Here is a 15,891-nt window from a genome sequence, read left to right as displayed (position 1 = left end):
GTGCTTGGGTCTCCTGCGTACGGCAAGCCCATTGGCTGCCCAATCCCAACAGGCTCGCAAGGCCGTTAGTGGCTATGATCTGGGGCAGCATGGTCTTCAGGCAGCACGGTTGCGCTACCCTTCGCTGACCGGCGCAGGCCTGGTGGTATCGGTGAAGGAGCAACCGTTTGACACCTCAGACATCGACTTTCGGGGGCGCGTTGTCATTAGCCGGGCCCTGGCCAAATCATTCACCGACCATGCCTCTACCATGACCACCCTGCTGGCTGGTGCGGGTAACACTGCCCCCAGCAGCCGGGGGGTTGCGTGGGGGGTACGGCTGGTTTCGTCGTCCTACGACAGGCTGGCCCCCGACACCCTGCCCGACCTTCGCAGTCAGGGCGTTTCTATTCAGAACCATTCCTACGGGGTTGGTATCGAACGCTTGTATGGCCCCGACGCTCGCGCTTATGACAGGCAGGTTATAGAGCAGCCCACCTTGCTCCACGTATTTTCGTCGGGAAACAGCGGACTGGAACTACCCAGAAATGGGCCATTGCCGGGGCCGTTTATGACACTGACGGGAGAGTTTAAACAAGCCAAAAACACCCTTGTCGTGGGGGGCATCAGCAGCCGGGGTGTGCTGGAAGCCCGCAGTTCGCGCGGCCCCACCGTTGATGGTCGCCTGAAGCCCGAACTGGTGGCCTACGGCGATAATGGCACTTCCGAGTCAGCGGCGCTGGTGTCGGGCGTGGCGGCGCTGCTGCAACAAAGCTACCGCGACAAAGAAGGTACGTTGCCCACCGTTGCCTGGGTAAAAGCCTGCCTGATAGCCAGTTGTGAAGACATCGACCTGCCCGGCCCCGACCACAGCGCGGGGTTTGGCAACCTCGATGCGCTGGGAGCCGTCACACTGGCGCAACGGAATCAGTACAAAACCGGCACTGTCACGGGTGGCAACACGCAGTCGTTTACGCTGGTGGTGCCGCCCAATATGGCGCGGCTGGCGGTGGCCCTTGCCTGGAACGACACCCCAGCCACTACGGCTGCCCTCCGGCAAAACCTTGATCTGCTTCTTGACTTGCCCAATGGTACTACCATCCGTCCCTGGGTGCTGTCGGCGGCGCTGCACCCCGACTCGGTAACGCTGCCCGCCCGACGGGGAACTGACCGGGTGAATAACGCAGAACAGGCATCCGTCCAGAATCCCATACCGGGCGTGTACCGCATCCGGGTGGTGGGCACTGCCCTGCCCGACGGGCCACAAGCCTACGCCGTAGCCTACACCCTCGATTCGGTACTGACGTGGTTCAACCCTACGGGCGGGGCCGTGCTCACTGCGGGCGAGGCGCAGCCCATCCGCTGGCTTTGGCGGGGCGATAAGGCTCTTCGCGGTACATTGTCAGTGCAAACGGCAGGCGAAACCAACTGGCAACCCATCGCCGAAGACATCCGCCTGGCTGACCAGCTTGCCTGGTGGACTCCACCCAACCGCACACAAACAGCCCGCTTCAGAGTGGTGTCAGACGCTGGCACCTTTCTGTCCGACACCTGTGCCGTGGCACAGACCACGCGGTTGCGGGTAGTACTCAATTGCCCCAACCTGGCCGCAGTTAGCTGGCGCCGGCAACCCGGCGTGGTGGCGTATCAAGTGTACAAACTGGGCACTCAGTATCTGGAGCCGCTCCGGCAGACCACCGATACCGTTGCGTTTTTGACACCGGCCGATGGCCTCTACGTGGCTGTTGCGCCTATTCTTGCCGGAAGGCCTACCCAGCCGGGCTTTACCATCAACTACCAGTTGCAGGGCGTAGAGTGCTACGTGTCAACGTGGCTGGCCCGCCAAACCGTAGCTGACACTGCCCGCCTCGACTTTACGCTCAGTACCGCCTGGAACCTACGGTCACTCACGTTCGAACGAGCTACGAGTGCGCAGGGCTTTGTTTCGCTGGCAACCTTAACCCCTACCGCCAGTCAATTGAACTACACGTTTACCGACCGACCGCCAACAACCGGCACGGTCCGCTACCGCATCAGGATCACTACCCAGACCGGCGAAACCATCCTGACCGACGAGGAAACGGTCTATCATATTCAGGCCAACGAACAGTTTCTGTTTCCAAACCCCGTAGCGGCGGGCCGACCCGTTACTGTGGTGATTCAGGCTCCCGATGGCATTGGCACCTGGATCTCGCCCAACGGGCAGCGCGAAAAATCGGCGCGGCTCACCGGTACCGTGAAAGAAATGCCCACTACCAACCTAGCCACGGGCCTTCATTTCCTGCGGGTAATCGACTCGGCTGGTGTTCAGCACATTACACCGGTGTTAATTCAATAAAAAACGCGAAAGCCCGGCTGTAAATAGCCGGGCTTTCGCGTGGACGTTACTGCCAGGAAAGAGAAAACGGTTAATACAGTGCGTCTAACGCAATTTTGTCATTCGCGTTGAAAGGGCGGTTGGTGGTGCTGCCAATGCAGGCCAGCATCCACGAGTTAGGATCAGCCGTGGCTGGCGTGCCTGGAATCTGGATAGCACCTATGCTGCTGGCTCCTTCGTTGGCAACTGCACCACCGCAACTAAATGACCGGTCCATGTAATCGGTATGGCGGAAGCCAATGCAGTGGCCCATCTCATGCGCGAAAATCGATGCATAGTTATTCAGCTTAACGGTATTAGTAGCAGGGTCGAATGCTGTCAGGAACGCAGTATTTACTTTCACCTGGTTAAAGGGATTGCCACCACTGGGGAAACCAGCCGAAGCCAGATAGCCCACACCAGCGGGCGCGGCTACAAACCTGATATCACCTCCGGTGCGCACGCGGGCAAACTTAATTTGCAGCGGTTCGGCATTATACCGTGCAATAGCTACATCCATTGCTTCCGTGTAACCAGCAGGCAGGCCAGTAGCCAACGACACTGTAATCGTACGGGGAAGGTTATTGACAAGGTTAGTGGTGCGGTACTGCTCTTCATTACCCACCCGCAACAGCTGTAGCTGCTTACCATTATCGAGTTGATGTTCGTCGATAAAGATGTCATTTTCAACGATGTAGCCGCCTGCTACACGTTGCATACCGGCAGTACTGAAACCGAGAGATTTTATATTGGCTTCTATCGCCAAATCGATTTCCGTCAAATTGACAGGTGCTGCGTCTTCAGGAATAGGCTGGCACGCATAAAGTACGCCACCGGCAACGAGTGCAGTCAGGTATAGGGTTAACCGTTTCATAAAGTAAGGGGTCTTTGTGTGTGTTTTGTGTGATGCAGTAACGGAACAAAGCAAGCATTTTTACCGGGCTTATTACAGCCCTCAGGTCAATTATTTATTAGAAGCGTCCTTTTTCCATTAAAAGGGTCTGTTGACGTAAAATAGACTAGCTACACACAAAAAAACGGCAGCTTACGGGCTGCCATTTCAAGTAACGGTTTAGTCTATACGATCACTATACTTCGAGTACACATCCCTCCTTACTGCTTCTGATAAACCCGCACGTAGTCGACCTCAAACCGACCTGGAAAAACCGTGGCTGATGGGTCGCCTCCCTGATCCCCACCAACAGCCAGGTCGAGTAATATATAGTGCGGCTGCCGGAACGGATTGAAGCCGGAACCATCTGTATTGATCGTTTCCGACAGGTTTACGCGGTTAAGCAGCGTGTCATCTACATAAAGGGCAATAGCCGTTTCGTCCCAATCCATACGCCAGATATGGAATTTACTGGCCCAACCCGGATCGTTGAACATGTCGACTGGCTTTCTTACCGTCCGCCATTCCGCTTTGTATTGGGTACTTGTTCCCCAGGCTACGTTGGCCAGCAACATGTTCCGGTAGTATTCCATGATATCAATTTCGCCGTTGGATGGCCATTGACCGGTTTGACCAAGTGTCCAGAACGCGGGCCACAACCCGGCGCGGGTGTCAATACGTCCGCGCATCTCGAAACGGCCATACTGCCAGCTATGCAGGCCACGGGTGATAAGGCATGCCGACGAATACTGAATGGTGGGGCGGCTGGTGTTCCAGACACTGCTACCGGCCGAATAGGTGGGATTGGGCCGGTTTTCGCGACGAGCCTCAATAACGAGGAATCCATTCTGACAGCGGGCATTGTCGGGCTGATACCATTGTAGCTCGTTATTCCGCACGAAGCCCCGTTCATAAGTCCAGTTGGCGGGGTTGGGCGGGCCATTGGTCGTAAACTCATCAGCCCACACCAGCTGGTAATTACCCGGCGCTTGCAGGGGTGCATTAACTGACTGCCCGTAGCAGAACGGCGCAAGCAGTAGCAAATGAGCGATCAGAAACAGCTGTAATTTCATCTATGTATCACGACTGCTTTACCAGCATGGCCTGTTCAACCACATGGCGAATGGAACTGTAGGAGTTAGCTAGGGCCACCTGCGCTTGTTTTGGCTCCATAAACGCTACTTTTTCAATTTGCTCTTCGGCCTGCGGGGCCATCTTACTGTCGTCGATAAGCGACATGCGGTACCATTTTGTCCGCTTCAGAATACGATTCCCGTTAAGGGTATAGGTATGGTAAGTAGTGCAGATTCTGTCGCCGAGGGCCACGCGGGCACCGGTTTCTTCCTCTACCTCCCGCACAGCCGCCGTCTTTGAGGCTTCGCCATCGTCGAGCTTGCCCTTGGGCAGGTCCCACACGCCCCGCCGGTAGATGAGCAGCATCCGTCCCCCGGTCATGACCACGCCCCCGGCGGCTTTTACTACTTTGTAGCGCGATTTGATCCGTGTTTCCACCGCGTCTTTGTCCAGGCACTGCAACGTGACAGACAGCAAATGACTGATGTCTTCATCTTCCAGCAACCCAATGAGCCGTTCGGCGGTAGCGGGCGTGGCGTTCAGAATAAGTAAATGACCGTTGAGGGCGTCGGCTTTGAGCGAATCGAGCCGGGCATCGACAATACGGTCGAAATCAGTGAGAGCCGCCAGTTTTTCGGTGGCTTTTGGGCTGATGAGCCGCAATGGGCGGTCGTCGATAAATACGATCATGCAGAAGAACTACGAGGCTGATTGACCCGTAAAGCCCGCAAAAATAGCGAACTAGGCGTGGTTGAAGGCCCAATAGTTCTGCTATTTTTGCGAGCAGGACAATTGTCTATTACGTGGAGCTACTTATCATCCTGGTGCTGACAATTTTGAACGGCATCTTTTCAATGTCGGAAATTGCGCTGGTGTCATCACGCCGGTCACGCCTGGAAGCAGCGGCTAAAAACGGCGACCGGCGGGCCGAAACCGCCCTCGCACTGGCTAATTCACCCAACCGGTTTCTGTCTACCGTGCAGATCGGCATCACGCTCATCGGCATTTTGCTCGGTATCTTTTCGGGCGACAAACTCACCACCGACCTTCAGAACCTGATTGCGCAGGTGGAGTTGCTCCGCCCCTATGCCCATAGTATAGCCGTGGTTGGCGTGCTGCTGGCCCTGACCTACACCTCGCTGGTGCTGGGAGAACTGGTACCCAAACGCATTGGGCTGTCGAACCCCGAAGGCATTGCCAAAACGATGGCGGCCCCCATGAACATCCTCTCTCGGGTGACATCGCCGTTTATTGCGCTGCTGACGTTTTCGAGCGATTTACTCATTAAACTACTGGGTATTAAGCCCAACGAGAGTGCTGTCACGGAAGAAGAGATCAAAAGCCTGGTGCAGGAAGGCAGCACGGCCGGGGCCATTGATGAGATTGAGCACGAAATTGTGCAGAACGTTTTTCAACTCGGCGACCGTAAGATCACCTCGCTGATGACCAGTCGGCAGAGCATCGTTTACCTCGACCTGGAGGCCGACGTAGCCGAAAACAAGCAGCATATTCTGGAATACCGCCATGCCATTTACCCCCTCTGCAACGGCAGCGTCGACGAGGTAGTAGGCATTATTCACTCCAAAGATCTGCTGGGTAAAGACCTCGACACGGAGCTTACCCAACTGGAGAGCCTCAAGCGCGATGTGCTGTTTATTCCCGAAAACAACCGCGCCTACCAGGTGCTGGAACGCTTCCGCGAACGGCGGCAGTATGTGGGCATCATCGTAGACGAGTACGGCGGGGTGCTGGGCATTGTAACCCTCAACGACATTCTGGATGCCCTGGTAGGGGATATTTCCGACACCAGCGAATTCAGCTACGACATTCACCAGCGCGAAGACGGCAGTTACCTGGTAGACGCGGCCATGCCGTTCGACGATTTTCTGGGGCATTTCGACATCACCCTCTCCGCCCAGGCCCGCCGCGATTTCACCGACTTCGACACCCTCGGCGGCTTCGCGCTCCACATCATCCGCGACATTCCGAAAGTGGGCGAAACCTTTCACTGGCAGCAATTCACCTTCGAGATCGTCGACATGGACAAAAACCGCATCGACAAGATCATGGTGCGCCGGGGAGAGGAAGAGTGATTTACGATGTACGATTTACGACTTACGATTTTTGCTGACGCATGAGTACGCTTACTCTGGCCTACTCATGCGTCAGCAAAAATCGTAAGTCGTAAATCGTACATCGTAAATCAATAAAACACTTCCGTTTTGTTGGCTTCAAGCTGGTCAATCACGCGGGCGTAGGGGCCTACTTTGGCGTCGTCTTTGGTGACTGGGTTGCTGCGCATGTAAAGCTTTTTGAGCTTCGTTAGCTGCGCAAGGGTGGCGGGCAATGTCTGGATGTTGTTGCCCGACAGGTCGAGGTCCTGCAATTCGGGTAGGGCAAGTACTACGGCAGGCAATTCGCTAAACTGGTTGCTGCCAATGTCGAGCAGGCGCAGGTTGGTCAAGCTAGCCATTTCGGCGGGGAGTTCGCGGAGTTTGTTGTGGTGCACAAACAGCGTAGTTAGCCGGGGTAGTTTAGCCAGTTCTTTGGGCAGTTTGGTGAGGCGGTTATTGGCCACGGCAAGTTGCTCCAGCGCCTTCATCTTACCCATCTGTTTAGGCAGGGTGAGCAGGTCATTATGGTATAGATCCAGGATGGTCAAATGTTTCAGCTTCCTGATTTTTTTGGGTATGCTCGTCAGGCCCGCTTCGTAGAGATTCAGGTCATAGAGCCGTTTTAACTTTTTTAGTGGTCTGATAGCCAGCTCATTCAGGTTATTGTGTCCCAACCAGAGACTGGTCAGATGCCGATTATTCGAAACTGACTTAGGTACACGCGTGAGCTTATTGTACTGCACGTTGAGCGCCTCAAGGTGCGTGTTTTTGGCAAAAAAAATACCGTCGTCGCCAATCTGATTTTCCAGCAGACTCAGCCGTTTCAGGTTAGGCAGATCAGCGGTGAGGCGCAGGGGTAGTTGCGTCAGTTCATTCTTCGACAAATCAAGTTCTTCCAGATTCTGAAACCGGTAGAGTTCATCAGGTATGGCTTTCAGATTGAGTTGGTTGAAAAACACATACCGCACTGTATCGGGGCGATTGGTGAGCCGGGCAGCTTCGAGGGTGCTGATGGTGCTGTCGCCGGTGCGGACGGTACGTTTCTGCACGAACGATGGACGACCCACCACATACACGCCATTGAGTGCGAATGGCTTGGGTAACTGAGCCATCAACGGTGTACCTTGATAAAACTGCGTCAATTCTGTCAGTAGTTTACTAACCTCCTGCACACTGGCGTCTTCGTTAGGGCTCACAATGACCCATTCGGCAGTGCCATCGGCACGGTAGAAAGCCTCATAATGAAAGAAAACGTTGGTAGCCAATACTAAGGATATCTTTTTTATCAAGTCCATCTGGGCCGTGTTAAAAGCTTTCATGGCCTTGCGCGGTGTTGTCTGAGCTTGATCAGATAACGCCTGAACTTGATCACCAAATGGTATGTGTGTCTTAGCCAGTTGGGCAGGGCTTACGCCAAACTGAGCCGTGTCGGCTTTCAGAATCACCTGAACGTCAGCGGTTTTTTGCTGCGCCCAACCTATCGTGGCTATACTAAGTAGCCCCCCTACTAAAAGTGCGTTGCGTATCATAATGGTCTATTGAGTAAAGGATAAGTATAGCCTAGTAGATGCATCTGGTAAACGGTTTCCACAAAAAAAGCGTAGCTATTCTTGAGACAGCTACGCTTTTTATACCAGTCCGTTACGATCAATCCTTCTTGCCGGCACCTACTGCTGCGGGGGCGGGCGGAACGGGCTTGTCGGCGAGGGCTTTCTTGGCTTTGGCAAAATCACCCGCCTTGATAATCACCAGCTTTGTGGGGTCGATGTATTTTTTCACCGCCGCATTGATCTGAGCTGGCGTCAGGGCCGCAAACTTCTTGTCGAGGTCAGCATCAAAGGCCATTGTCCGGTTCAGGAACAGGTAATTGTTGAGCGTGGCGGCCAGCGAGGGGTCCTGCGCCCGCGTTACCTGCCGCGACTGCAAAAAGCCCGACTTGGCGGCGGTCACTTCGTCGGCGGTGAAGCCATCGGTGCGCATCTTGTCCAGTTCTTCGCGGAAAGCTTTTTCCAGCCGTTCGGTGTTCTCCGGGTTGTACATGGCGTAGGTGGTGAAGTTGGCTGATTTATCCAGCGAGTTGGCGCTCATCTGCGACCCTACGCCGTAGCTGATGCCTTCTTTTTGCCGAATCCGGGTGGCCAGCCTTGAGTTTAAAAAGCCACCACCGAGCATGTAGTTGCCCAGCACCAGAGCCGGGTAGTCGGGGTCGTCGTCGCGGAGGGGAAACATGTAGCCCGCCAGCAGCATGGCGTTGGCTTTGTCGGGCGTTTCCAGGGCCATCGTTTCTGCTTTCACGGGTTTCACCTCGCTCACCAGGCGGCTGAAGGGCATTTGGGCCTTCCACGAGCCAAATTCGTCCATAATCACCTTCCGCAGTACGGGTTCGTCGAAATCGCCCACCACAGAGACGGTGGCGTTTTGTGCACCGTAGAACTGCTGGTGAAAGGCCTTCAGGTCTTCCAGTTTGGCTGCTTTCAACGCGGCCACCTGCTCATCAAAGGTCTGCGTATAGCGCACATCGGCTTTGTCGTAGGGGCTGATGGCCCGGCTGTAGGCAATGCTGGCCTGCGACATCGGCTCGGACCGTTGCGACTCGATGTTGGCCAATTGCTCCTGCCGGAGTTTGTCGAATTCATCGGCACTGAAAACCGGATTTTTCAACACATCCGACACCAACCGCACTACGGCGGGCAAGTTGTCCCTGTCGGTTTTGATGATCACGTTTACCGTGTTGCCCCCGCCAAACACGTCTACCTGCGCTTTCAGCTTATCCAGTTCGTCTTTGATCTGCTGCCGGGTGCGACTGGTTGTGCCTTTGTTGAGCATGTTGGCTGTCAGTTCGCTGATCGTTCCTTTGTTCATCAGGCTCTTCACGTCGCCGTAGCGGAGGGTCATGCGGGCATTGACCTCGTTGCCTTTGGTCAGCTTGGGCAGCAGGGCCAGTTCAACCGTGTTGGGCTGCTCGATGCGTTTGGTCCGCCCGTCGATGTTAGCCGGCGAGGCATCAAACGCTTCGCCCTGCGCCACCAGCGCACGGCCTTTGTAGCCGCTCACCAGCGCTGCCACGTCGGGGGCTTCGGGCACTTCGGTGCGGTCGGGGGTGGCGTCGGGGATAAACAGGCCCACGGTGCGGTTGCTGGGTTTAAAGTATAGCTTAGCCACGCGCTGCACATCGGCGGGGGTCACTTTCTCCAGTTGGTCGCGGTAGATGAACCCCAGCCGCCAGTCGCCGGTGGCAATGAACTCGCTCATGGCCAGACCTACGCGGTCGGTATTACGAAACTGAAGCTCTACGTCTTTGAGGAGTTTGGCACGGGCACGGCTCACTTCTTCTGCACTGGCCACCTCCACCGAGGCCGAGTCGAGGGTGTTGAGCATGGCCGTTTTCGCGTCATCGATGGATTTGTCTTTCAGCAACTCAACGGCGAAATAAACGAAGCCCGGCTCTTTCAGGCTGAAGGTGTAACCGTACTGGCTCGACGCTTTTTTGGTTTCTACCAGCTTCTTATACAATCGCCCGGCGGGTTCGCTCGTGAGCAGTTCCACCAGCACGTCCATGGCGGCGTAGTCAGGGTGCGAACCAGGCATGATGTGGTAACCAGCGGCTACTACTTTGGTGTCGCCCACGCGGCGCAGCACCACGTTACGCTCCCCGTCCTGAACAGGCTCGATAGTATGCGAATCCTGCAGCAGGCGCGTTGGGCGGGGAATAGCGCCAAAATAAGTGTTGACCATCGCCAGCGTTTTGGCCTCGTCGATCTTGCCCGCTACCACAAGCACGGCATTGTCGGGCTGGTAATAGCGCTTGTAGAACGCCTGCAAATTTTCGATGGGTACGCGCTCAATATCAGACCGGTTGCCTATAGTGCTTTTGCCATAGTTGTGCCATAAAAACGCCGTAGCCACCACGCGCTCGTTGAGTACATTCTGCGGCGAGTTTTCGCCGATTTCAAACTCATTGCGCACCACCGAAAACTCGGTTTCGAGGTCCGTTTTTTTGATAAACGAGTTCACCATCCGATCGCTTTCCAGGTCGAGTGCCCACTTCAGGTTCTCGTCGGTGGCGGCGAAGGTCTCGAAATAGTTGGTGCGGTCGAGCCAGGTAGTGCCATTGGGGCGGGCACCGTGGGCGGTGAGTTCCTGCGGCACGTTGGGATGCTTGGTCGAGCCTTTGAAGACCATGTGTTCCAGCAGGTGAGCCATGCCCGCTTCGCCCAGCCCCTCGTGCCGCGACCCCACCAGGTAGGTGATGTTGACGGTTATGGTGGGCTTCGAAACGTCGGGATACAACAGCACTTTCAGGCCGTTTTTCAACTGGTATTCCGTAATGCCTTCTACGGAAGCGCCTTTGGTGACACCAGCCGGTAACGGAGGTGCTGCGGTTGTTTGGGCGAGGGCCAGCAGCGGACCGCCCAGAGTGAGTGCCGCAGCAAAGCTCCAGCGAAGAAGTAGGTTGGGGTTATGTGTCATGAACGTAGAAAGTGGTTTTTAGGAAGTATGGGGTTGGGTGCTGGTTTTTTGTCACCCAACACCGCATTAACGATAGCAAAATACACCAAACAGTTGCAGGCCTGTTTTACTATTTATCTGTTGGTAAGTGACTTTTACACCGTCGGCAATTGCCAGGGGCTGTTGTAGTGGGCCTTCACCATCTCGGTGGCTTTGGGGTCATCGACTACGGTTTGGGTGGCTTCGTTCCAGACCAGCTTACGACCCAGTCGGTAGGCCATATTGCCCAGATGCGCGTGCAGGGCTACATTCCGCCCCACTTCGGCGGGGGCGTTGGGCTGCTGCCGACTGCGAATGCACTCCACAAAATTGCGCGTGTGCCGGTCCAGGTCGTTGCCGTACATCCGTTTGGGGGGCTGGGCGGGCAACAGGTATTGGCCGTTGTCTGTTTCGGGCAGCAGTTCCCAGCCATTGCGGTCTACCACTACCGTGCCCAGGTTGCCAATAAAGGCCACGCCATGTTCGCGGTCGTAAGGGCCGCGGGCAATGCCAATGGCCTGCTCCCAGAGTAGCGTGAAGTGGCCGAAATCATAGACCACCTGCATGGTGTCGGGAGTTTCACCGGCATGGTCGGGAAAGCCGAACCGCCCACCCGCCGCCACGACCGATTTGGGCGCGGTAACATTCATGCCCCAGAGCGCCATGTCGATCATGTGGGCACCCCAGTCGGTCATGAGCCCGCCGGCATAGTCCCAGAAATAGCGGAAGCTGCCGTGGAATCGGTTGCGGTTGAAGGGGCGTTTCGGGGCCGGACCCAGCCACATGGCGTAGTCAACGCCCGCGGGTGCCGGTTCATCGGGCAATACCGGAAACGTTTTTCCGTAGGGCATGTAGGCCCACGTCTTCACTGTCCGGATGGTGCCCAGCTTTCCCGACCGCACAAAGTCAACGGCGGCTTTCCAGTGCTCACCACTGCGCTGCCACTGCCCCACCTGCACAATGCGCTGGTGTTTACGGGCGGCAGCTACCATCAGGTTGCACTCGTCAATGGTGGTGGCCATCGGTTTTTCCACGTACACATCTTTGCCAGCCTGGCAGGCCATGATCGCAGGCAGGCAGTGCCAATGGTCGGGTGTGCCAATCACCACGGCGTCTATACCCTTGTTTTCCAACAGCTTACGAAAGTCATTATACAGCACTGGCTTTGTTGGCGGTGTACCGACAGGTGTCATCTTCTCCAGTTCAGCCGCCCGTTTGTTCAGCACGTTCTGGTCAACGTCGCAGAGGGCCACGCAACGCACACCCGGATTTTTGAGCATGGATGTCAGGTCGGCCCAGCCCATGCTGTTGCCCCCGATGAGGGCTACTGAAATAGTATCGGCTGCCACCGACGATGGCGGGGCAGCTGCAAGGCCCGTTGGTAGCAACGCACCAGCGGCAGCGATTTGGGTAGATTGCCGCAAAAAACGGCGACGGGAAGTAGTCATAGTGGAGAACGAGGATGACGCGGATTTAGCCGGTACGCCGGTGCGGGATCAAAACGAATTTTTTACCGGAACGCGGATTAGTCGGATAAGCAGATTAGCACGAATTTTACCTTTGCAAGCATAAACAAACGTACCGCCGACTTTAGTCCGTATCTACCGCCCTGCGGACTAAAGTCCGCGGTACGCGAAAAAATCCGCACGGTCCGCCGCCGCGTTCCCCTTAAAATCTGATGATCGATCTCCGTAGCGATACCGTTACCCGCCCTACCCCTGCCATGCTGGCTGCTATGATGGCGGCCTCCATTGGCGATGACGTCTTTGGCGAGGACCCCTCTGTGAATGCCCTGGAGCAAAAAGCCGCAGCCATGTTCGGCATGGAAGCGGCCCTGTTTTGCCCCTCCGGCACCATGACTAACCAACTCGCCATTCGTACCCATGTGCGCCCCGGCGATGAGGTCATATGCGACCAGCTCTCGCACATTTACTTATACGAAGGCGGTGGCATTGCCGTCAACGCACTGGCCTCGGTGGCCCTGCTGGCGGGTGAACGAGGCAAGCTCACGCCCGAACTAATCGCCCCCGCCATTAACAACCCTACGGATCCCCACCGCCCCCTGTCGCGGCTGGTGTCGCTGGAGAATACCGTCAACAAAGGCGGAGGCTGCTACTATACCATTCCCGAAATCGCCGCCATCCGTCAGCTTTGCGACGAACGCGGCCTGGCCCTGCACCTCGACGGAGCGCGGCTGTTCAACGCCCTGGCAGAAACCGGCGATGCACCCGAAGCCTACGGCCGGCTGTTCGATTCGATCAGCATTTGCCTCTCAAAAGGGCTGGGCTGCCCTGTAGGCTCATTGTTGCTGGGGTCGGCGGCGTTTATTGCGCAGGCAAAACGGTTCCGTAAACTTATGGGCGGCGGCTGGCGGCAGGCCGGTTTTCTGGCCGCAGCGGGCATCTACGCCCTCGACCACCACGTGGGGCGGCTGAAACAAGACCACGCCCGCGCCCGCCGTATTGGGCAGATCATGGCCGCTCAACCTGATGTCCATTCGGTGCTGCCGGTTGATACCAACATCGTAATTATCCGGTTGCATGAGGGCATCACCAACACCGATTACATCGCAAACCTGAAAGAGCGCGGCATTCTGGCGGTAGCCTTTGGTCCTCAACTAGTGCGCTTTGTAACCCACCTCGACCTCACCGATGAGCACATTGAGCAGTTTGGGCAAGCACTTGCAGGGCAGACCGTTGGTGCTGCCTAACTTGCGGGTATCCCTGCGGTGAATAGACCGAACCTTATGCGCCTGCCTATCTTCCTCATACTCTTTCTATCGACCCGGTTTGCCATTGCGCAACAGCGTGTAATCGCGCTCGACACGCTGCCAAAGTCAGGGGAGATCACATTACAGAAAGGGTGGCGGTGGCATGACGGCGATAACCGCGCCTGGGCCAGCCCTACCCTCGACGATAGCCACTGGGACAGCATCCGCCCCATCCGTACGCTCGACATGCAGCGCAAACCCCTGGCCGGTAATATCGGCTGGCTTCGGCTGCGTATTAGTATAGACAGTTCATTAGTTGGCAAGCAACTATACTTCAATGTAGATCAGGCCGGCGCATCTGAACTCTATCTGGACGGGCGGCTGCTACGGCGGTTTGGCAGTGTCAGTGCCAACGCCAGCAGGCAGGTTGATTATTCGCCTACGCGCTTTGAGTGGTATCCGCTGACCACCAAACCTGGCCCGCATGTGCTGGCTGTACGCTGGGCATACCACAAACCCGCCTGGTATGTACCCATTGACCGGGTCACCAACCAGTCTATGTTTGAGGTCACGCTTCGTCCCGCCGACACGCTCATGGAACAGGTGGCCCTACCCAAAGCGCAGAATTTCCGCAGTCCGCTGATCGTGGGGGTTTTTCTGATGCTCAGTGCCGTACAGTTCCTGTATTATTTGTACCGGCGGCAGCGGGTAAACCTCTACTTCGGCCTCACCAGCCTGTTTTTTGCGCTGGCACGGAGCAACGCCATTATTCGCCCGTTCCAGACCGATCTGATTACCGCCAGCTGGCTGGCGTTTGTGAGTGGCTTATGCTACATGCTCTATTGCATCTACCTCTGCGCCACGTTTTACGTGTTTCTGAATAAGCGGCTTACCTGGCTTTTCTGGGCCTTGACGGCCGTTGTCTTGTTTGCCTTTTTCGTCGATCATTTTACGGAACAGGAAATCATACCTATTATATTGCTTATGGCTGGCCTCGGCGGGTTATTTATCGACCTGCTCGTTGCCAGCGTAACGGCACTTCGTACCCAGCAGGCCAATGCCCGGCTCGTGCTGATTCCTCTACTGACTATGGTGGGTGTTATGGTGGGCATGATCATCGTTACCATCATTCTGCGAGATCGTAATTCGGTAACGATGGAACTGATTGGCAACGCCGCCACCCTGATTATCAACCTGACTATCCCGCTTACACTGGCCGTGATACTGGCCCGCGAAAACGCCCAGACCAACCGCGACCTGGAGGCACGGCTGAAAGATGTGGAGAAACTGTCTGTTGAGAAAGAAACCATTCTGAAAGACCAGAAAGCCACCTTGGAGAAGGAGGTGGCTCAGCGCACGGCCACGCTCAACCGGTCGTTGCAGGAGTTGCGCAACACCCAGACGCAACTGGTGCAACGCGAAAAAATGGCCTCTCTGGGTGAACTGACAGCAGGTATTGCCCACGAAATCCAGAACCCCCTCAACTTTGTCAACAACTTCGCTGAGGTGTCGGGTGAGTTAATTGCCGAACTCCGGCAGGAACAAACCCGCCCCGACCGTGACCCCACACTGGAAGCTGAACTACTCACCGACATTGAGCAAAACGTGGTTAAGATTGGTCAACATGGCGGGCGGGCAGCCAGCATTGTGCGCGGTATGCTCGAACATGCCCGCACCAGCACCGGCGAACGTCAGCCTACCGACATCAACGCCCTCGCCGATGAGTACATGCGGCTGAGCTACCACGGTCTTCGTGCCAAAGACAAACGTTTCAACGCCACGCTCGTCACTGAGTTCACCCCCAGTCTCGCCCCTATCAGCGTGGTGAGTCAGGACATTGGTCGGGTGCTGCTGAACCTGTTCAACAACGCGTTTTATGCCGTACAGGAAAAAGCAAAAACGACCCCGGAAGGCTACAAACCCACGGTGACAGTCTCTACCCGACTTGTTTCCACACCGCCCACAGAACCCTCGAACCGCCCTGAAGGGGCACCATCATCAGCCCGGTCTACCGGACCGGGGCCAGAGAACGGGGGGCCGGGGAATGGGCATGTTGAGGTTCGGGTGAATGACAACGGCAATGGCATTCCGCAGCACCTGCAACGCAAGATTTTCCAGCCGTTTTTTACCACTAAACCTACCGGCGAAGGAACCGGCCTTGGCCTTTCGCTTAGCTTTGATATCGTCACCAAAGGCCATGGCGGCAGTTTATCCGTAGATACCAAGCCCGGCGAATACACCACGTTTATACTGATGCTACCAGCCTGATAACCTTACT

At 56.1% G+C, this 15,891-nt stretch carries 10 protein-coding genes; 4 read left to right on the top strand and 6 right to left on the bottom strand.

What is annotated here, in order from left to right:
- Positions 1-31 precede the first annotated feature (31 nt).
- Positions 32-2,317, top strand: coding sequence for a S8 family serine peptidase (locus tag J2I47_RS03700; protein ID WP_207363214.1), 2,286 nt, complete (start codon positions 32-34; stop codon positions 2,315-2,317).
- Positions 2,318-2,387: 70 nt separating this feature from the next.
- Here J2I47_RS03700 and J2I47_RS03695 read toward each other — a convergent pair whose 3' ends face one another.
- The 3 genes from J2I47_RS03695 to J2I47_RS03685 form a co-directional block, all read right to left on the bottom strand.
- Complete coding sequence (locus J2I47_RS03695; RefSeq protein ID WP_207363213.1) at positions 2,388-3,209, bottom strand: M57 family metalloprotease; 822 nt, start codon at positions 3,207-3,209, stop codon at positions 2,388-2,390.
- Positions 3,210-3,448: 239 nt separating this feature from the next.
- Positions 3,449-4,300 carry a glycoside hydrolase family 16 protein gene (locus tag J2I47_RS03690; protein WP_207363212.1) on the bottom strand — a complete coding sequence of 284 codons (852 nt, stop codon included), beginning with the start codon at positions 4,298-4,300 and terminating at the stop codon, positions 3,449-3,451.
- Positions 4,301-4,307: 7 nt separating this feature from the next.
- A complete protein-coding gene (locus J2I47_RS03685) occupies positions 4,308-4,991 on the bottom strand; it encodes an NUDIX hydrolase (protein ID WP_207363211.1) in 684 nt (227 codons plus the stop codon).
- Positions 4,992-5,104: 113 nt separating this feature from the next.
- On the opposite strand from J2I47_RS03685, the gene J2I47_RS03680 reads away from it, so the two are divergent.
- Positions 5,105-6,394, top strand: coding sequence for a hemolysin family protein (locus J2I47_RS03680; RefSeq protein WP_207363210.1), 1,290 nt, complete (start codon positions 5,105-5,107; stop codon positions 6,392-6,394).
- 110 nt (positions 6,395-6,504) lie between these two features.
- Here J2I47_RS03680 and J2I47_RS03675 read toward each other — a convergent pair whose 3' ends face one another.
- The 3 genes from J2I47_RS03675 to J2I47_RS03665 form a co-directional block, all read right to left on the bottom strand.
- Positions 6,505-7,944 (bottom strand): leucine-rich repeat domain-containing protein, encoded by a 1,440-nt coding sequence (locus J2I47_RS03675; protein ID WP_207363209.1) that lies wholly within the window; start codon positions 7,942-7,944, stop codon positions 6,505-6,507.
- A gap of 118 nt (positions 7,945-8,062) precedes the next feature.
- The gene (locus J2I47_RS03670) at positions 8,063-10,885 is read right to left on the bottom strand and encodes a M16 family metallopeptidase (RefSeq protein ID WP_207363208.1); all 2,823 of its coding nucleotides are present in this window, start codon (positions 10,883-10,885) and stop codon (positions 8,063-8,065) included.
- A gap of 134 nt (positions 10,886-11,019) precedes the next feature.
- On the bottom strand, positions 11,020-12,351 hold the full coding sequence (locus tag J2I47_RS03665; protein ID WP_207363207.1) for a Gfo/Idh/MocA family protein: 1,332 nt from the start codon (positions 12,349-12,351) through the stop codon (positions 11,020-11,022).
- A 227-nt stretch (positions 12,352-12,578) separates the two neighbouring features.
- Between J2I47_RS03665 and J2I47_RS03660 the strand changes: the two genes are divergently transcribed.
- Entirely contained in the window at positions 12,579-13,613 is a 1,035-nt protein-coding gene (locus J2I47_RS03660) for a threonine aldolase family protein (RefSeq protein ID WP_207363791.1), read from the top strand.
- A 36-nt stretch (positions 13,614-13,649) separates the two neighbouring features.
- Positions 13,650-15,881: a sensor histidine kinase gene (locus J2I47_RS03655; RefSeq protein WP_229374265.1), complete on the top strand. Its 2,232-nt coding sequence runs from the start codon at positions 13,650-13,652 to the stop codon at positions 15,879-15,881.
- Positions 15,882-15,891: the final 10 nt, after the last annotated feature.

This window comes from Fibrella rubiginis (assembly GCF_017353185.1).
Classification (GTDB): domain Bacteria; phylum Bacteroidota; class Bacteroidia; order Cytophagales; family Spirosomataceae; genus Fibrella; species Fibrella rubiginis.
This window is presented reverse-complemented; position numbering and strand designations above follow the sequence as displayed.

Coding starts and splice junctions, on each gene's coding strand:
- J2I47_RS03695 (WP_207363213.1), bottom strand. CDS start 3,209: ATGAAACGGTTAACCCTATACCTGACTGCACTCGTTGCCGGTGGCGTA.
- J2I47_RS03690 (WP_207363212.1), bottom strand. CDS start 4,300: ATGAAATTACAGCTGTTTCTGATCGCTCATTTGCTACTGCTTGCGCCG.
- J2I47_RS03685 (WP_207363211.1), bottom strand. CDS start 4,991: ATGATCGTATTTATCGACGACCGCCCATTGCGGCTCATCAGCCCAAAA.
- J2I47_RS03675 (WP_207363209.1), bottom strand. CDS start 7,944: ATGATACGCAACGCACTTTTAGTAGGGGGGCTACTTAGTATAGCCACG.
- J2I47_RS03670 (WP_207363208.1), bottom strand. CDS start 10,885: ATGACACATAACCCCAACCTACTTCTTCGCTGGAGCTTTGCTGCGGCA.
- J2I47_RS03665 (WP_207363207.1), bottom strand. CDS start 12,351: ATGACTACTTCCCGTCGCCGTTTTTTGCGGCAATCTACCCAAATCGCT.
- J2I47_RS03655 (WP_229374265.1), top strand. CDS start 13,650: ATGCGCCTGCCTATCTTCCTCATACTCTTTCTATCGACCCGGTTTGCC.